Origin of the sequence: Cruoricaptor ignavus (assembly GCF_900141665.1) — a bacterium.
GTDB lineage: Bacteria > Bacteroidota > Bacteroidia > Flavobacteriales > Weeksellaceae > Cruoricaptor > Cruoricaptor ignavus.
Genome location: NZ_FQYI01000008.1, coordinates 62513 through 79924, shown reverse-complemented (window position 1 = coordinate 79924; position 17412 = coordinate 62513). Strand labels below are relative to the sequence as shown.

23 protein-coding genes and 1 tRNA gene are annotated in these 17412 nt (G+C 42.6%); 2 read left to right on the top strand and 22 right to left on the bottom strand.

Translation table 11 applies throughout. From position 1 onward, the window contains the following. Positions 1-18: 18 nt before the first annotated feature. Genes BUB43_RS08730 through BUB43_RS08700 form a run of 8 tightly spaced genes read right to left on the bottom strand, consistent with a single transcriptional unit; the run spans position 19 to position 4143 of the window. Entirely contained in the window at positions 19-519 is a 501-nt protein-coding gene (locus BUB43_RS08730) for a hypothetical protein (protein WP_073180249.1), read from the bottom strand. Between the two features lie 20 nt (positions 520-539). After that, positions 540-941 (bottom strand): hypothetical protein, encoded by a 402-nt coding sequence (locus BUB43_RS08725; RefSeq protein ID WP_073180247.1) that lies wholly within the window; start codon positions 939-941, stop codon positions 540-542. Beyond that, the gene (locus BUB43_RS08720) at positions 938-1396 is read right to left on the bottom strand and encodes a hypothetical protein (protein WP_073180246.1); all 459 of its coding nucleotides are present in this window, start codon (positions 1394-1396) and stop codon (positions 938-940) included. The genes BUB43_RS08725 and BUB43_RS08720 overlap by 4 nt, the downstream gene beginning before the upstream one ends. Further along, positions 1387-1710 carry a hypothetical protein gene (locus BUB43_RS11115; protein WP_143154076.1) on the bottom strand — a complete coding sequence of 108 codons (324 nt, stop codon included), beginning with the start codon at positions 1708-1710 and terminating at the stop codon, positions 1387-1389. The genes BUB43_RS08720 and BUB43_RS11115 overlap by 10 nt, the downstream gene beginning before the upstream one ends. Continuing rightward, on the bottom strand, positions 1707-2039 hold the full coding sequence (locus tag BUB43_RS08715) for a DUF6706 family protein (protein ID WP_073180244.1): 333 nt from the start codon (positions 2037-2039) through the stop codon (positions 1707-1709). The genes BUB43_RS11115 and BUB43_RS08715 overlap by 4 nt, the downstream gene beginning before the upstream one ends. An 11-nt stretch (positions 2040-2050) precedes the next feature. Then, entirely contained in the window at positions 2051-3139 is a 1089-nt protein-coding gene (locus BUB43_RS08710) for a major capsid protein (RefSeq protein WP_083541243.1), read from the bottom strand. Between the two features lie 11 nt (positions 3140-3150). Then, a complete protein-coding gene (locus tag BUB43_RS08705; protein WP_073180240.1) occupies positions 3151-3510 on the bottom strand; it encodes a hypothetical protein in 360 nt (119 codons plus the stop codon). A gap of 6 nt (positions 3511-3516) precedes the next feature. Continuing rightward, positions 3517-4143 (bottom strand): hypothetical protein, encoded by a 627-nt coding sequence (locus BUB43_RS08700; RefSeq protein WP_073180238.1) that lies wholly within the window; start codon positions 4141-4143, stop codon positions 3517-3519. Positions 4144-4412: 269 nt separating this feature from the next. On the opposite strand from BUB43_RS08700, the gene BUB43_RS08695 reads away from it, so the two are divergent. Further along, positions 4413-4625, top strand: coding sequence for a hypothetical protein (locus BUB43_RS08695; protein WP_073180237.1), 213 nt, complete (start codon positions 4413-4415; stop codon positions 4623-4625). Here BUB43_RS08695 and BUB43_RS08690 read toward each other — a convergent pair. The 14 genes from BUB43_RS08690 to BUB43_RS08625 form a co-directional block, all read right to left on the bottom strand. Then, entirely contained in the window at positions 4622-6322 is a 1701-nt protein-coding gene (locus BUB43_RS08690) for a hypothetical protein (RefSeq protein WP_073180235.1), read from the bottom strand. The two genes, BUB43_RS08695 and BUB43_RS08690, sit on opposite strands and share 4 nt — an antisense overlap. 72 nt (positions 6323-6394) lie before the next feature. Then, a complete protein-coding gene (locus tag BUB43_RS08685) occupies positions 6395-7834 on the bottom strand; it encodes a phage portal protein (protein ID WP_073180233.1) in 1440 nt (479 codons plus the stop codon). Then, on the bottom strand, positions 7834-9309 hold the full coding sequence (terL, locus tag BUB43_RS08680; protein ID WP_073180231.1) for a phage terminase large subunit: 1476 nt from the start codon (positions 9307-9309) through the stop codon (positions 7834-7836). The genes BUB43_RS08685 and terL overlap by 1 nt, the downstream gene beginning before the upstream one ends. Then, positions 9309-9797, bottom strand: coding sequence for a hypothetical protein (locus BUB43_RS08675; RefSeq protein ID WP_073180229.1), 489 nt, complete (start codon positions 9795-9797; stop codon positions 9309-9311). The genes terL and BUB43_RS08675 overlap by 1 nt, the downstream gene beginning before the upstream one ends. Then, a complete protein-coding gene (gene folE, locus BUB43_RS08670) occupies positions 9794-10450 on the bottom strand; it encodes a GTP cyclohydrolase I FolE (RefSeq protein ID WP_073180227.1) in 657 nt (218 codons plus the stop codon). The genes BUB43_RS08675 and folE overlap by 4 nt, the downstream gene beginning before the upstream one ends. Continuing rightward, the gene (locus BUB43_RS08665) at positions 10447-11070 is read right to left on the bottom strand and encodes a 7-carboxy-7-deazaguanine synthase QueE (protein WP_073180225.1); all 624 of its coding nucleotides are present in this window, start codon (positions 11068-11070) and stop codon (positions 10447-10449) included. The genes folE and BUB43_RS08665 overlap by 4 nt, the downstream gene beginning before the upstream one ends. Continuing rightward, the gene (locus BUB43_RS08660) at positions 11040-11486 is read right to left on the bottom strand and encodes a 6-pyruvoyl trahydropterin synthase family protein (RefSeq protein WP_221404003.1); all 447 of its coding nucleotides are present in this window, start codon (positions 11484-11486) and stop codon (positions 11040-11042) included. Before BUB43_RS08660 ends, BUB43_RS08665 begins: the two co-directional genes overlap by 31 nt. Then, the gene (queC, locus tag BUB43_RS08655; protein ID WP_073180223.1) at positions 11477-12142 is read right to left on the bottom strand and encodes a 7-cyano-7-deazaguanine synthase QueC; all 666 of its coding nucleotides are present in this window, start codon (positions 12140-12142) and stop codon (positions 11477-11479) included. The genes BUB43_RS08660 and queC overlap by 10 nt, the downstream gene beginning before the upstream one ends. 2 nt (positions 12143-12144) lie before the next feature. Beyond that, complete coding sequence (locus BUB43_RS08650; protein ID WP_073180221.1) at positions 12145-12954, bottom strand: hypothetical protein; 810 nt, start codon at positions 12952-12954, stop codon at positions 12145-12147. Further along, the gene (locus BUB43_RS08645; RefSeq protein WP_073180219.1) at positions 12926-13567 is read right to left on the bottom strand and encodes a ParB N-terminal domain-containing protein; all 642 of its coding nucleotides are present in this window, start codon (positions 13565-13567) and stop codon (positions 12926-12928) included. Before BUB43_RS08645 ends, BUB43_RS08650 begins: the two co-directional genes overlap by 29 nt. 27 nt (positions 13568-13594) lie before the next feature. Continuing rightward, positions 13595-13885, bottom strand: a complete 291-nt coding sequence (locus tag BUB43_RS08640) for a hypothetical protein (protein WP_073180217.1) — start codon at positions 13883-13885, stop codon at positions 13595-13597. A gap of 5 nt (positions 13886-13890) precedes the next feature. Beyond that, on the bottom strand, positions 13891-14268 hold the full coding sequence (locus BUB43_RS08635) for a single-stranded DNA-binding protein (RefSeq protein ID WP_073180215.1): 378 nt from the start codon (positions 14266-14268) through the stop codon (positions 13891-13893). Between the two features lie 89 nt (positions 14269-14357). Beyond that, positions 14358-14431 (bottom strand) — tRNA-Met (locus tag BUB43_RS08630). A 30-nt stretch (positions 14432-14461) separates the two neighbouring features. Next, positions 14462-15073 (bottom strand): ribonuclease HII, encoded by a 612-nt coding sequence (locus BUB43_RS08625; protein ID WP_073180213.1) that lies wholly within the window; start codon positions 15071-15073, stop codon positions 14462-14464. Positions 15074-15596: 523 nt separating this feature from the next. Between BUB43_RS08625 and argS the strand changes: the two genes are divergently transcribed. Continuing rightward, the gene (argS, locus tag BUB43_RS08620) at positions 15597-17360 is read left to right on the top strand and encodes an arginine--tRNA ligase (RefSeq protein WP_073180211.1); all 1764 of its coding nucleotides are present in this window, start codon (positions 15597-15599) and stop codon (positions 17358-17360) included. Positions 17361-17412 lie beyond the last annotated feature (52 nt).

Genomic DNA, 17412 nt, shown 5'->3' with positions numbered 1-17412 from the left:
GCTTTGAGATTTAGTTGGTTATTTTTCCTGATAAGTCAGAGCATCCACGCCTGCTTTATCAGGCTGCTGAACGGCTACCCTGACTTTCATCGTCATCACATTTTCCGTTCCGATTGTTCCGCTCAGTGGCGTAGCCGTAACCTTTCCGTTCGGAATGACGATGTCATATCCGCTCTTAGTTTCAATTTTGAACGATTTTTCAATGCTCTGAGAATTGGTCGGTGGCGAGTAGGATTTCTTCCCGTTAGCCGTTTTTACCGCTCCGCCGCAATAATATGCTTGTGTTTCAAGAGAAGGGTTAGCAACCTCAAATTCCAGAATGGTTTCTGCGTTGCTTTGAGATATTGCAAGCCTTTTACCTCTTTCCTCTGTTTCAATCCAGTTGATATCCTCATCGCTTCTCGTGAGTTGAGCCGTTCCTTTCAGCGTTTCATCGTGTTCTGTTAACGCTGTTCCAAGTCCACCATCGGCGGCTTTGTCGCCTGATAGAATTTTTGCAATACCGAATGTAAATGCCATAATGTTAAGTTTTTTTAAGATTATTCGTTAATTGTTCTTGTCTTTAATCTGATTACGGACACCCACTCGTGAACGCCCTGCACCTCGTAATCTGTTTGGTATTCGATGTCAATCCAGGTCTTGTGTTCCTCAAGCCACCTGTCCTTGAACAAAGGCATTAGAAACCTTGTCGCATCCTTCAGCTTCTTTAGGTTAGGTATATGGTTTTTCCCATCGAAAACATCCCTTGCGTAGATGTTGACCAAGGCAGTTGATTTTTGTAGTTCTACATTTGCTACCGAAAGATTGCCAATGACGATATCATCTTTATCAGCGTTTAACGGTCTGTTCCTCAGATAAACGCCACCGCCAGTGACTGCAGTAATTCCGCTGTTTTTAACGATTTTATAGACGATACTCGCAAGCTCAATGGTTGTTATCATAATCTGCTTAGTCTTGCTTCTACACGGTTTTTTAATGCCTGCTTCATCTGCTCTAGTACCTCGGGTGCGAAGTTCTTTGAGTGCTGTAAGACATCACGATGGTGAACATCCTCCACATAGCTCGCATACTCCATCCCAGCAACTATTATCAAAGCCCAATCACTATCCGCAAACTGCGTTGCAAGCCGATGGGCATACCCCCTCCCAGTTGCTTCGCCCTCCTGACCGCCCTCAAATCCTTCCTTTATCACTCTTCCGTTCCTGACAACGATATATCCTGTGGAGTTGAAGAGGTTTTTAGTTTGGTCTTTGTACTCTCTATTGTCTTTAGCATAGTTCACGATTTCCATACCTGCAAGGTTAAGAAACTGCTCGGTCTCAAATTCGAGTATGTCTCTCGCTTCCTGAAGCCTTCTTTCAATTGCCGATTGGTCAAATTTCGCTTCTATACCCATAATCTGCAATGAAGTTGCTTTCGTGTGAACCTTATCACTTCGCCTGATAACCTTGTTCCTTTCCCATCCGTTACCTTTATCTTCGTTCCTGCCTCAATCTCCGCAGTTCCCAAAGGCATCACTATGGTGTAAGAGTAGTTTATCACATCTCCGCTTTCCGTTTGCCCCCTACTTCCGCCACTTGCTGGAATATCCCTGCACTTGCTGTGATATGCCCACTCGTTAGGATTTGAAGGCAGCGCAAAGCCATCATCATCAAATCCTCTTGGTTGAGCGTTGAAAACATAAAGGTTATATGGATATTGGACGATCACGCAAGGAAACTCATATCTTTAACCTGTAATGCGCCCTGCATTAATGGATTTTTGACACCCAGCCTGATACACTCCGCATTATACCACCTCACAATAGCGTCACGGTCGTATTTTACTGAGTAGTCATCTTCAGATATGTCAGGTCGAACGAGCAGTGTAAGGATTATTTCCAAAAACTTCTTGTCGGCTTCCTTAGCAGTTTCAGCGTTTATAGCTTCATCTTCGTTGATTTCCCACGGGAGTAACCTCATTGACAAATCACTTTCCGACATCTCTATTCCGAGGAATGAAAGTTTACTGATGAAATAATCCTTAACCGTCGTCCGCATCTACAAATCTTTTACGCTTCTGTTTTCAGGATGAAAATGTTATTAATTGCATCTAGCGATGGAAACGCGTTACATTCTGCCTTAGTATACTCGCGCCAAGGCTCGTTCTGCGACCATTTGGACACCAATATACGACCTTGTGTTGCGTATTCGATGTTCTTCACTGGATTCATCTCTTCCACCGCCAAAGCATTCTTAATCGTTCCCAGCTTGCCATCAGGAATAAATACTATGTTCTTCGCTTCAAATGGATTGACCGCCGTAGGGATTCCATCCTTCTCAATTGCCACCCTTCTTTGAATGATTTCAATTGTAGGCATTTGGTTTTCCGTGAAGAATTGGTTTACCCTGTTTAATGTCGCTGGAACATTAGCGCCGTTAGTTCTGTCGTAACCACTGAACGCGTTTAGTGTTTTCAACACATTCCCATTGGTTACGAATGAAGCGAATTTTGAAGCATCCATAAGGATTTTTCCAAAGGTATATCCGTTGTCCCCTGCTGCGTTTACCAACGACTGAATATCAGCTATTGGGTCTGCATCTGCTGCTGTCCAAGCCTTCTTCGCATCCTGCTTGTTGGCGTCAGGCATCAGAAGATTAATCTTCGGTACTACGATTCCATCAGGATTATTATCAATGTTAATATCAATCATACCTGTTGAAACCGCCTGCAGGCAAAGCAAATCCAATCTGTTGTGGATGCTGTCCACGGACTTCTTAACATCATCCCAAACCAGCTTCAGAGCCTGGTCTCTGCGCTGGGTATCGCTAACGCCCTGCATAGACTGCAAAGCACGATAGTTACGATACTGGTTTTCGTTAAGCGTAAGCATTTGCTTAATAGCAGGAATTTCACCTGTTAGTTTTGCCAACGCCGCGCGGCTTCTCAGTGGCGTCTCAGCATCACGAGCCACGATAGAGGCAGCGACGCTAATAACACTCTCTCCAAGCACGGTAGTAAAGTCTAAGTTAATCTGCGGAATATCCCAGTCAAAGTAGTTAATATACCACGGTTGGTTGAATTTCTCGCTGCGAGAATCAATCAGATACTTCATTGACTGACCACTCGCTAAATTTCCAAATACTGATAGTTCTGCCATTGTCTTTTGTTTTAGAATGATTCAGAGAAACGAATTAGTGGCAGAGCCTTGATGATGGCTTCCGCACGACTTGCCTCAGGAATTCTGTTCTTATATACTGTTCCTCTCACTACGATTGCTACGGGAGCGTTTTCAACAATTTTTACGCTGTCATACAGCAGTCCCTTAACATCGCTTCCATCCGCCTTTGCCTTCTTGGCAACTCGGGTTTTCTCATCAAAAGTCATCGCTGTTCCTGCTGGAAGGATTTCTCCTTCCGTTAGCCCCGTTTTGCTCAGCGAATAGCCGCCCCTATCGGTTTCCAATACCTTTTGAAATATTGGAATAACTGATACGCCTTCGGCTTTCTGTGGTTCAAGATATTTAGCCATTTGTTTTTAAAAGTTTTTGTTAAAATGGTCAATTGCGTTCTGAATTGACTCCTTGGAAACACTTCCATTTGATGACTGCGGAAGGAAACCATTTCCAGCCTGTTCTTGCGCCCTATCTTTCAGTATCTCCTTGTAAAGTTCTTCCTGTTTTTCCACGAATTCTGTCATAGACTTTTCCGTTTCAAAGTTGCGCCCAAACATTGCCGCTTCAATTTCCCTATCGCTCATTTTCAATTCCTTGAGCCTTTGCACCGCTTTTTCATTGTTAGTCTTAACGGACTGTCCCTTCTCAAGCGTTTCAATTTTCTCAAAGAGTTTCTCAATGAGTTCTCGCTGCGTTAATCTCTTCTCGGAAGCCGAATGTTTTGGCTGTTCTTCTTCCTCTTCGTCTGCCGCATCTTCCGACATCGTTTTCTCTTTAGCCTTGGATACTCGCTGGTCAATTTCCGATTGGAAGGATTTAGCGATTGGCTCGTAGGCTTTTAGTTTTTCCGCCACTGCTTCATTTGTGAGTTCGTCATCTTCATTGAATGAAGATTTTACCAATGCCGCAATTTCGGAAAGCACCTTTTCGGAGAAGCCGAATTTCAGGAAATGCTTCTTGACGATTTGTAGAAACTCCTCTTTTGTCATTAGGTTTTAAAATTAAACTGCATCAAAGGTAAGTGTATATCTGCTGGATATAGTTAGATTATAAATAATTCGGTTTTTGGCATTAAAAAAAGGCGCATCTCTGCGCCCTTCGGTGTTTACTCGGTTAAATCACTTCCTCCTGATGCCGTGCCACTCCTTACAAGAGTAAGCGAATAATAACTTTGAAATAAATCCTTAAATTTGGAACGGAAATCAGAACAGCAGGAGCGGATGCTCCTTTCGCTGTTTTCAAGAAGTACCACCTTATTATGAAAGACGAAGATATTAGAACTTATTATCCTGTGGAGGATGAATTTACCGAGGCAATGCACGAGGAATTTACAGTTCCCGATGAAGTTGATGTGAAACACCGTGTTTGGTCTTTGATTTGGTTTTTGGAAATCGGAGAATTCACACTCGAAGAACTATTGACGGAATTCAGGCTTACGAGAGAACAATATGAAAGATATAGGAATACTTAGTGATATAAGTAATCCAAAAACACCCTCATTTGTTTTTTATTATTGAAGTCTAAATAACCTCTCCAATCACTTCCGAGTAGTAGTTTTTTTCCAAAAGACAAGTCTGAAAGTTTACGCATATCAAAATCATTCTCTTTGATGCTTCTATTGAACCAAGCATCAAACTTTTTCTTTTCTGATTTGCTTAAGCCTTTTGCCTTATCAGCAATACCAAGAATAGTATTTCCATCATCTGCTTTAAATCCGTACCTCGCCCAAGCATATCCGCCAACTTTGTCACTTGCCACTAATGTTATTTTCTCCACCCCAAAGGCTTGATATTCCCTGAACATACTTCTAAAAAATCGTTTTCCATATCCGCTTTTCTGCGCATTTTCAGGTATTTTTAATTTTTGATGGGATACGGTCTTAATGCCGCTATTGTTTATAAAGTTTCTGATGACATAAAAACTTTCATCTCGGGACTTTGCCGATACTGTAATATAGTTTGTATTATAGGTAATTTCTTTAATATCTATTTTTGCACCAACGCCGTTGGCGAGTGTTTGAATTGCATCATCTATCTTCAGTAGGTTAAGATTGTTAAAATTTGAATCAGAAGGTGGTAGTTTTCTGTATCCTCTCTCTTTCAGTTGAGAAAGCATCTTATCATCAATCCTTATTGTTATTCCCAAGTGTCTGGCATTTTCACCAACAAAATACGGCTTTACCCTCGCTGCATCAATCTTATCCTCATTCGCCGCAATCCAATCCTTCATCTGCTGGGGAACATCGGTAATCTCGTTCTTGGAAGTCGGGATTTCTCTTCCCTCCCTGATTGCCTTAGTATCCTCATCAATCTCATCCGAAGATTTCAATATCGGTTGGCTGCTGCACATACACTGCGGATGCCATCCTTTAAACTTGAAGTCCTTGGGATATTTGCCTTGCATCGCCACACAGAATGGACAATGCTTTGATAGATTGTTACTTACTTTAATCTCTTGACCTATTACGAAGTCAAACTGCTGATACTTCTCATAGTTTGCCTCGTGATAGGCGATATTTATCTCGGTTCTTGCTAATCTTTGAGCATTCTTCACGCTTGAACGGTAAACGCCTCTGCCTGGATTGTAGGTTTCTGCAGGTTGGGAAAGTTTTAACTTACCCTCGTTGTCCCTTACTTTTCTGAACAATCTGTTTGGCTCTTTCAGGTTTGCTCTTAGTTCCCTCGCCAGTTCCGCTGCCGATTTACCTTCTGCGATGCCTACCGACAAGCCCATTTCTATTTCATTCTTGAAATGCTCGGTGTATTTCCAAACACGGTCGGAGAGTTCCATTCCTTCTTCCTTCCTATTAAGGAAGCCATTCATCGCAACCCTGTTGTGTTGTTTGTATTTCTCAATCTGCTCTCGGCTGAATTTTGAACGATTTGCTATTAAATCTACCAGTGCGTCATTCTTCGCCTCCGCCAAAAACCACGACTGCCTTACGCCTGATTGAATGTGGTTGATGGTGTCCTTTGCGAGAACCTCGAACATCTTGTCAAATTCCTTCTTTAAGGCTGGATAATCACTGATATTGAAGTTGTCCGCATCTATATCTACCAATGAAGAAAGCCCCGTAATCTTGTTGATTAGGGACTGATAGAGTTCTTCAATCTTCTTTGCGTTCTTCTCTATCCTTTGGATATGTTCCTTATCGTATGAATTAAGCATTTTAAATGTGTTTTCCGTGCCTACTCATCTTGAGCGATAATAGGAATAGCATCAGGGAAATAAGTGCGAAAATCACAAGTTTGTAGGTTGGAACACTTCGGAATAGTTCTGCTCACTCTCTTCGCTCTTTATCAGCAGCCAGTCGGAATCAGGATTAGCGGTCAAACCTGCCAATTCCGCCGCCTTCTGCTGTGAAATCAATGGCTTGTTCCCATTCGCTGAAAGCAGTGTGTTAATCCATTCCTTCGTGTCGTCAATCATATACGGCTTGAAACTTGGCGTTAATTCCAATTGGCTTGCAGCCTGGGCAAGTGAAGGATTGAGCAATTTGCCGACATAGGCTTTAAGTATGTTGAACCTTCGGGTAAAGTATTCATCCCAAATTTCTTCCTTCTCCATTACTTTCAGGTGGGCATCCATAAACAGCATCTTTAGCATCACTCCACTAATCTGATTAATCGCCTTTACCGACTTAAAAGAAACATCGGGCGTTCTGGTAAATTTATAGATATTTTCCAGCCTCGTTTCAATCTCTAATCGTATGCTTTCGGGTGAATCATTCCACGAGAGGATGGAAGCCTTGCTTCCCTGCGTTCCCACGAGGATGCTGTTGGCTTCTCCTGCCTGCGGTGCCGATATTAGTTCGCCTTCGACGAATGTCTTAGGCGCAGCGTGATAGTCGTTGATTTCTGCGTGTCTGCTGAACAGTAATTCCAAGCGGTCTATATCGGTCTGCACATCCTGCCATTCTGCCGTGTCCTGACTGCCGTAAACGATGGGAATCTTTCCTAAGATATTACCCTGCGATACAGATACGACATTGCCATTGGAATCGGTGTAATAATCCTCTGTCCAAGCGTTATCAGATTTCTTGAGCCGCCTTATCTCATCGGAAGTAAAGACATCCAAGTATTCAATCTTATTGCCTTCAGAATCGGTAACGGAGTAATTCCGTGCGAATGCCTTCATATTGTCATAGGAGTCAAAATGTGGCAAAAGTTTGTCGCCGTTCCACGGCGTGATTAGTTTTACCTTGATTCTGAATGAGCAAGTAAAGCCATAGTCATCGTGCGGCTCTGTTTTTTCATAGTACCAATACTCTGCGACCTCGGTAGAGCGGTATAGTTCCCTCGCCATCTTTCTGTTGAAGGAAGAATCCTTATTATCGTAAAGGATGCGATAAATAGCGGTTAAAACCGCTTCCCTGCCGCTATCTCCATCGGCATTATCTGCAATCTCCACCTCGTTAGCGAAAGCGAAAGCCACGGAAGTGTTTACAATCATTTTCTGGAAAGGCGCAGCGATACGATTTACCTTCTTCATTCCCACTAAGTTGCCATCAGCATCCTTAATTTCCTTATCCTTAAGGTATTCGCTGTCCTGCATCACTCGGTGCTTGGAAACATCCCATTGGTTTTTCAACCTCTCCAAATCGGGCTTTTCCGTTCCTTTTAACAGAAAATTAACCTGCTCATCAATGACTTCTGTTTGTGTTAGTTCTGATATTTTCATTACCAAAGTATGTTTTGATAACCATCCTTTCCGATGGCGTTAGTTTTAAGTAGGTAGTCAGCAGCATAGCACAGCAAGTCCACATCCTCATCGTGTGGAGCATTCGGAAATCCTGAAACTTCATCCAAGAATTCCTCGTTCCATAATCCTTCCACGAGCCACACCCTTCCGCTCTCAACCATCGGGGATATTGAGTAAAGCCGTGTTTTCTTACTATCTTTCGGTGTTGGTGTTTCCGTTACATTAAGTCTTGTCTCCCTGCGCATTACCTGCACCACTGATTTACCCGATGCCTTAGGCTCAATGCGGATGGTTGAAAGGTTGTCATATCCCTGAGAGGAAACATATTCAGGAATGAATTTCAGCAGTTCTGGAAACTCCTTGTATAACTTCCTGCGGTCAATTATGTAAAGGTTTTTGTTGATCTCACAAGCCGCGATGATGCCTGTTGGGTCGTTCTCGCTGTCATCGGTGTATGCCGTGTCAATGAAGAAATGTATCGGTGTTCTCTTTGTGGCTTTCAGCGTTTCAAAAGATTGCTTCGTGATGATGTTAAACCATTGTCGTTTGACAATATCGCCTTCCTCTGCCGTTGGATTTTGCAGGAATTGACCGTTGTAAGCACGAGTTCCCAAGTCAATTTTCGCTTCCTCAATTGCGCTGGTGTTAAGTCTTATAGGGTCAAGCAATCCGTTTTGATAGTTCTTTTCTAAATGCGCTGGAATAGGCTTAGTGTGCTCGGTTATCTCGGCTGGTAGTTTTATGTGTTTTAGGTGTTCTCCTTTCTTGTCCAGTAGATAGCCCGATACATCCTTTGTATGCAGTCTTTGCATTACCGTAACGGTAACCGTTACCGCTTTATCAACCTTCCTTGAAGCCAGTGTCTTAGTGTGTTCAACGGCTTGTTTTCTATGAGCTTCGGATTCCGCCTGTTTCGGATTCTGCGGATCGTCGTTGATGATGATGTGGGCGTGTTTACCTGTAATCGCACCTCCTGTTGATGTGGTATATCTTGCTCCGTTCGCAGTGTTGTCATAAGCGGACTTGCCCGATTTATCCTTTCGGATTCGCACTTCGGGAAACAACCGCTGGTAATGTTCGGAAAGTATAATATCACGGCTCTTAACAGCGTGTTCCATAGCGATATCGCTGGCGTATGAGTTAGAGATTATGCGCAGGGTAGGGTCTTTAGTCCAAAGCCACGCAGGGAACATAATCGTTGCGATTGTTGACTTTGTTGTCCCAGGCGGAATGTTGATGAGCAAGTCGTGAAGTTTCGGCTGTCTTGGCTTGTCTTTGGTTTGAATCACTCGCTCGGCAACCTCTTCAAGCTCCCTACATAGAATGCTAATATGCCAATTAACGACTAATGGTTCATTGACTATCACACCCCAGAAGGTTCTGAGAAATTCAAGCAGCGAACGCTTTAGTCTAAGCGCATTTATTCGTTCTATCAATAACTCCTTTTCACTCACTATGTAAGTTTTTCTAAAAGACTGTTCAATTTTTCATCTGTGAATGTTTCAAGAACCTCATCAATCTTCTTAAGATTCACGGTAATATCCGCTTGAACTGTTTCAAAATCTCCTTCAATCTTTGATAAGTACTCCATTGCCTTTACTCTCTCACTTGCTGATGGCGCAATTAAGTCATTTCCCGCTTTCCATACAATTCCTCTGGCAATATTACTTGCTATGACCATTCTCTCCTTCTTATTGAGAATATGCCCTTCAATTTTCTTTCTTTCTTCCTTGATCCCTGATTTTATCTTCTCTTCATTCCTTTCAGTCTGAATCTCAAAGTAGAAACGATCATACAAGTCAAGTGAACGCTGTTTTTCAATCTTGTATTTAGTTCGCAAAAGTTCGTAGAAGTTCGTTTTGGTCAACGCGCGTGCATCTCCTGAATTTAGAGAGTCAATCAACTCCTCCTTAAACTTCTCGTCCGAAATCTGTGTCTTCATTTTATTAGCCCAATCAATTCCGCTCTTGCCGAATCATCGAGAAAAACTCCTCCGATTTTTGACGTCGTTGTGCTTGAACTTATATCTTCTATTCCTCGGGACTTTACGCAGTAGTGTTCTGCATCAATAATTACTGCTATATCTTCTGTTTCAAGAATAAAGGATAATGCGTAGTAGATTTGCTCCGATAGCCTTTCTTGAATCTGTGGTCTTTTGGCGAAAAACTTTGCAATTCGATTGATTTTTGACAATCCAATAACTTTTTCCTTTGGAATGTAAGCGATGTGACATTTGCCATCAATTGTTACGAAATGATGTTCGCAGGTTGATGTGATTGAAATGTTTTTCACGAGTACCACCTCATTGTACTTCATTTTATTTTCAACCGCTGTTGCTTTGGGAAAGTTACCATAGTCCAATCCATAGAATATCTCATTTACGAACATTTTAGCCACACGGTGTGGACTGTCTTTCAGTGAATCATCCGATAAATCAAGACCGAGGGTCTTCATGATGTTTGTAAAGTTCTTTTCAATGATCCTTATTTTAGTTGTATTTGACTTATCAGTCATAAGTACTGGCGTTTCCACTCCTTTTTCAACAAGGTATTCCTTAATAGCGTTTCCAAGTGCTGCATCCTTTGAGTACTTCATAGTATATTCCATATTTTATGTTGCTGAATCGATAGTTTCCATTTTGGATTCTTCAGGGATAAACTGATACAATGTTTCAGATTTTCGGAGTTAATCTCGAACCCGTCTGAATGAGGAGAAATCCAGTAATTTTTCGCCTCGATGCTCGGTTGTGGTATCTCTTGCCCTGAATGACGAACATATCTTAACTCATCAACTCCATTCGGGAAATTCTTTTTGACAATATGCTCAGCTACTTTAGGCGATACACAAATGAAATCAATTCCTTTCGGAACTGGATTTAAACCGCTCGTCTCGATTGCCTGAAAAAAACCCTGCTCTTTGAAATAGTAAATAATTTCCTCGTCGAGTTGATCAGTCGGCTCTCCTCCCGTCCAGGTTATCTCTTTACAATTTGGGGCGATGGTATGAATTTTCTCGAGCAGTGTCTTTACACTCCATTGAGAACCACTTTCAAACTCGGTATCACATTTTACCCCCATTGATGCACAAGCGTGTTTTGCTTTGCATCCTTGTAGCCTCACAAATATTGTTGGAGTTCCCGCTCTTGCTCCTTCTCCTTGTAAGGAATAAAATACTTCGGAAATACTTAGTTTCTGATTTGGTAAGTCGCTGAACATTTTCTTGTTTCCTCTATTTTGATTTCTATTAATTTACACTTTGTCCCTTTAAGCAGCTCAGGTGCTTTATTCACACAAAAATCCTCTGCTATATTTTCAGCGGTAGGATTAAACTCTGTAACCACAATACTCTCTCTGAAAACACTTAACAAATCGGGTAGATGGGGGTCGTTCTTCCATATCAGTGTTTTGTGGTCATAATAATCCTCCAGCCACTGGCACAGATGGGTCTTAATAACGCTGAAGTCAATTACTCTCCCTAAATTATCAAGTCCATTTTCACTTGCGATTTTAAAATGAAATCGGTAATTATGTCCGTGAAGGAAACGGCATTTACTCTCGTGTCCAACAACGCGATGACCGCAAGAAATATCGTGATAGCGTTCCGCTGTTATCAATCCTTTACTCATATCCATCCTTTCATTTTCGCCTCCCTATAACCTTCTGCTCTTAGTTTACTTCCGTTATTATCTTCATCTCCAACACCCCATTCATTCATCTTAGAAGTATTTCCGTTATAGTCAGTCAGCGTATCATTAACTATAACATCAATGCAACCCAGTTCTTTTGATAGCTTCCAAATCTCCGCTTTGCTCAAGTACATCAACGGTGAATGAATCCGAATATCACCCATTCCCATACCGAGAGATAGAGAAAGTTCCATTGCCGTTATAGTATTTCTTCTGCAGTCAGGGTAGCCATTGAAATCTGACTGACAGGCACCAATTACAATATCGTTTATCCCAAATTCAGCACAGTAAGATGCTGTTATCGTTAGAAATAATAAGTTTCTTCCCCCTACAAATGATGCTGGTAGATCGCTATTTATAGAACTCTTACTGTTATGATTTTCTCCTGTGACCAAGGAACCAGTCCTTAAAATACCTGAGATATCAAAGACCCTATGTTGAGATTTTGCCTCCTTCGCTATTTTTCTCGCCCTCTCAACCTCTTCAATATTAGTTTGACCATAGTCAAAACTTACTGCGTGGACATCTTCAAACCTTTCCTTTGCCCAGTAAAGGCAAGTGGTACTATCCTGACCACCACTTAGTAATACAACTGCTTTCATATTTAATTTTGATTTCCTACTCTCTTCCTATAATCATTCAACCTGTGATACACTCCCAAACTTGCACATAGGCTAGTCTTATTCTTAGACAAGAATTTATCGTTGAGTCTATCAATGTCTATGTTTTTAATACTTTTACCACCGATATATCCATACCTGACGAAAGAAAGATGAGATGTGCTGTCGGCGGATGTACAAAATTTTAACCGACTCAACACATCTAAGTCAGTCATCCCGAGCAAATGTATGTCTATTTCAGGCTTCTTACTCTTAATATAGTTACTTGCTTTAACGAAGTATTCTTTCATCCTATTACATCTACTAATTGGCAGGGCTAACGCTATATAGTCGCTGAATTCAATCATTCTATCCATCCCTTTTTGACCATCATCTACATGGAGAACATTTATCTGCCTAACTCCTGGTAAGTCTTTCTTCATCCTTTCCCTTAAATCCCAAGCGTGTTCTACCCCCGTTATCTTTTGACAGTCAACCTCTACAACGATTGGCTTTTTTTCAAGTGAGTTGGTAAAATCAACCAGCTTAGCATACCATTCCTCAATCTCTCTCTTAGGACTTACGATTTTATGGCTGCCATACATCAGCGTAAATAGACCACTATCTTGTATGACTCTTCTTTGATTTCTAATAATATAATCTGGGATGTCACTTTTCTTGAATCCTGTCTTGATGAAACCGTAGGCAGAGTATAGTGAATATTTTACTCCACAATTTTTATACACTTCAAAATGTCCCTTATTTTCTGCTCCTGCAAAAAAGACTTTAAGATTCTCCTGACCTTCTACTATCATTGTATATCTCAATGAGTTTTAAAACAGATGCTGATTTATTATTTTCTAACGAAAACCTCTTACTGATTTCTGCGAGCACATTGGATACTGATTCAAACGTTTCTTTATCATACTGGAGTACAATCTCTCTAATTTCTCCATCAATCGGTTTCTCGTTACCACCTTTGTTGTCAAAATAGTCATCAAGGTTAAAGTCAGTGTCCCACACAGTCTGTTCAACTCCCAGTTCCTCAATCTCAATTCCATATTCTTCAACCGCCACTTCTTCTATCAGCGATAAGTCCAAATCAATATTCTTTTTCGCCACTGTGTTAGCAAGTAGTGCGGCTTCGTGAAACTGCTTTGTATCGGACTGAATGTCTGTTCTTTTGAAAATTACGGGTCTTGTCCCATCAGTTTCAATAACTATAGGCTCAACACCATCAAACTTCCTCCCCATCACCTCGTGGCGTGCATTGCCACTAATGATTTTATCGTCCGACGAAACCGTGATGGATTCTATTACTCCTACCTTTTCAATGGATTTCTCAAGCAGCGCCATACCTCTTTCAGTGTGCTTGTTGAAGTTCTTGTCATCCTGATGCAAGTCGCTGATTTTAATTTTTCTACTCATATAAAAAATATAACTAATGGATATAGATTATTTTAATTTTTTTTTGCAATCTTCAAGCCTTTTTTTTAAATTTTTATCATATGTAAGTTCGTTTCTCATCGTTCTCAGATAATGCGCTACGGCTGGTTGCTTAACATTAAGAAACCTCGCTGTTTCGGTTTGTGATAGCATATACTCCACCACGGCGATATAGGAGAGAAGAATCCGTGCGTTTACCACTTCCTGCCTTCGGATGTTCTTTCTCATCTGCTCTGCTGAAATCCCTGTTTCCTGCTGTATAGCCTCTGCGATTTGACTTAATTTCTTGAGGGCTCTCATATCTCTTAGAATGGTAAGTCATCATCTTCATCATCTAATAAATCCTGCGCTGAATTTTTAACTGTTGCTGATTCTGAAGGAGTGCTACCTTTCTGAAACTCCAATTTTCTCACTCGGAAGTCCTGCCAATATCTTCCATCCTTCTCGGTGTTTGAATACCAGTCTATATGGAGAATGACAGCCTTTCCTTTCGTTAAATACTGTACAATCTTATCCGATTTAGTCCAATAGGTGCAGGGTAGGAAGGTAGCGTTTTCCTTGTCGCCGTACTTTTCATTGATAGCGATAGTGAATTGAACGGCGAATGAATTTCCCTTATCGCTGATTACCTCCCTTGCGTTCGCATCCTTCGTTAAATTTCCTGCGGCAATGATATTGAGCATATAGTTGTCGTGTGGTATGCAAATATAGGAAAAATGGGGATAAAAATGGGGATAAAAATAAAAAACCGCCCTGTTCATCGGGCGGTTTGTAGCGAAGACGGGAATTGAACCCGTGACCTCAGGGTTATGAATCCTGCGCTCTAACCATCTGAGCTACCTCGCCAATTTTTGGTGGTGCAAATATAGAAATTTTTCACGAATTAGCAAGTACTTCTTCCGTAGGAAAATAATCCAGCCGAAAAGATTTCCGATGATGCACCGTAGGCCCGAATTTCATCAGTGCTTCGCGGTGCTCCTTCGTGCAGTAGCCCATATTGCGGTCCCAGCCGTATTCAGGGAATTCCTCGTGAAGCCGCATCATCAGGCTGTCGCGATAATTCTTCGCCAATATGGAGGCGCAGGCTATGCTCAGGAATTTGCTGTCGCCCTTCACGATGCATTGGTGCGGGATGAAATTGTACGGGTGGAAGCGGTTGCCGTCCACCAGGATAAATTCCGGCTGGGTGTGCAGGTTCTCCAAGGCCAGGTGCATAGCGTGGATGCTGGCGTTCAGGATGTTGTGGCGGTCGATGGTTTCCACGCCAACTTCCGCAATGGCAAATGCAAGGCAATGCTCCCTGATATATTGGTCGACTTCCAGCCGCTTTTTCGCGCTGAGCATTTTGGAATCCGTGATGTAGCCCGCCTGGAACTTCGGGCTGAGAATCACGCTTGCGGCAACCACCGGCCCGCAAAGGCAGCCTCTGCCCACCTCATCACAGCCTGCCTCCAGATATTCCTTCGTAAACCTCCGCCGCAATCTCATCGGGCAAAGATAGGGGATAATGGATAAATAATTAGTTTTATGCCCAGCAAGTCCAATACAGGTGCAATACTAGAGCAATAGCATATTGCACTTGTAATGCATTTGTAATGGTGTCGTATTGGAGTTTCCGAAAGGCAATCTCCGAGAAGGCAATTTTTAAACCGCAGAACCACACAGTTTTTAAATTGTTAAGAAATCCGTGCCGCCGTGTTTAATTTAAACCACGGAGACACAGCGTTTAGTTGATTGAATCTTCAGCAAACACAGAGACACGGAGTTTTTATTAATTGTTAAGAAGAAATCCGTGTTTTCCGTGTTTTTACAAGAGTAAAGAAAAAAAACCGTGCCGCCGTGTTTAAGTTTAAACCACGGAGACACAGAGTTTCTTTTATATTGAAAAGCCCTTGACCATTTTTAAAATATGCATTAGCAGACTGTATCCTCAACCTTAGCCTTAACCTGAACCTAATCCTCAACCATCCTTAGCATCAATCTTATTATCTTTGCGGGAGAATTTTTGCAGATGAGTATAAAGGCGACGATTGCTTCGGTAATTTTGAGTGTGCTGAAGGATGATTTTCAGCTGGAGAATGCTGCGCCGGAAGTTCAGCCGACGAAGGATGGCTTCGAAGGCGATTTTACGGTGGTGATTTTTCCGCTGGTGAAACTGCTGAAGAAAAGCCCTGATGAAATCGGGAAGGAATTGGGGGGCAGGCTTCAGGAACGGCTGGTTTTCGTGGAGAGCTTTAATGTGGTGAAGGGCTTCCTGAACCTTAAAATCAAAGATGAACACCTGCTGGAAGATTTCCGCCAAGGCATTGAAAACCTTCGCCAGAAACCACAGCGCAACGAAACCGTAATGGTGGAATTCTCCTCGCCGAATACCAATAAGCCGCTGCACCTTGGGCACATCAGGAACAACCTTCTGGGCTGGTCGGTTTCGCAAATCCTGCAGGAAGACGGCTACGATGTCATCAAAACGCAAATCATCAATGACCGTGGCATACACATCTGCAAATCGATGCTGGCGTGGGAAAAATCCGGCAGAAAGGAAACGCCAGAAAATTCAGGGATGAAGGGTGACCACCTTGTCGGGAAATATTATGTGGAGTTCGACAAGGTTTACAAGGATGAAGCCAGGGCCTTACAGGAGAAAGGCCTTAGAGAAGACGAGGCGAAAAGGCAGGCGGCAAGCATACTGGAAGCGCAGGAAATGCTGGTGAAATGGGAGCAGAACGACAAAGCCGTGCGGAATCTTTGGCGCGAAATGAATGCCTGGGTTTATGCCGGTTTCAACGAAACCTACCGAAGGCTCGGCGTATCTTTTGACCAGATTCAGTACGAAAGCGAGACCTACCTTCTCGGCAAAGATTTGATTCAGAAAGGCTTAGATGAAGGTGTGTTTTACCGAAGAGAAGACGGCTCCGTCTGGGTGGATTTGGCGGATGAAGGTCTCGACCAAAAATTGCTGCTTCGTGCGGACGGCACCTCGGTTTATATGACCCAGGATTTGGGAACGGCGGTGCAAAGGTTTGAACAAAACGAGATTACCCAACTCATCTACACCGTGGGAAATGAGCAGGATTATCATTTCCAGGTGCTGTTTAAAATCCTTAAAAAACTGGGCTACAAATGGGCGGACAGCCTTTACCACCTTTCTTACGGGATGGTGGAATTGCCGGAGGGCAAAATGAAATCGCGCGAAGGCAATGTGGTGGATGCCGACGACCTGATGCAGGAAATGTACGAAACGGCCAAGGCTAAGGCGCAGGAACTGGGCAAGATGGAAGGCCTGAGCGAAGCGCAAAAGGAGGCATCCTACGAGATCATAGGGCTTGGTGCGCTGAAATATTTTATGCTAAAGGTGGACCCGAAGAAAAAAATGCTCTTCGACCCGAAGAAAAGCGTGGATTTCGAGGGCAATACGGGGCCGTTCATCCAGTACACTTACGCACGGATTCAGTCGCTTTTATCCAAGGCAGAAGGTGCGGGAAAAATGGATTTTGCCAATGTTTCGCTGAATGCGTTTGAGAAGGAACTAATGGCGCTGATTGGCAGCTACAGAGAAACGGTTTCCAAGGCGGCGGCAAGCCTGAGCCCCGCACTCATCGCCAATTTCGTTTATGATTTGGTGAAATCTTACAACTCGTTTTACCAGAACAACCCGATTCTGAACAACGGCGATGAGGCGGTGAAAAACTTCCGCATTGAACTTTCGCGGCAAACAGCGGCGGTGATAAAATCATCGCTGAAACTGCTCGGGATTGAGACTGTGGACAGGATGTAGGGCTTTTGAGCTAAGGCTTTAGATCTGAGAACCAAGACTTGAGAGCCAAGAT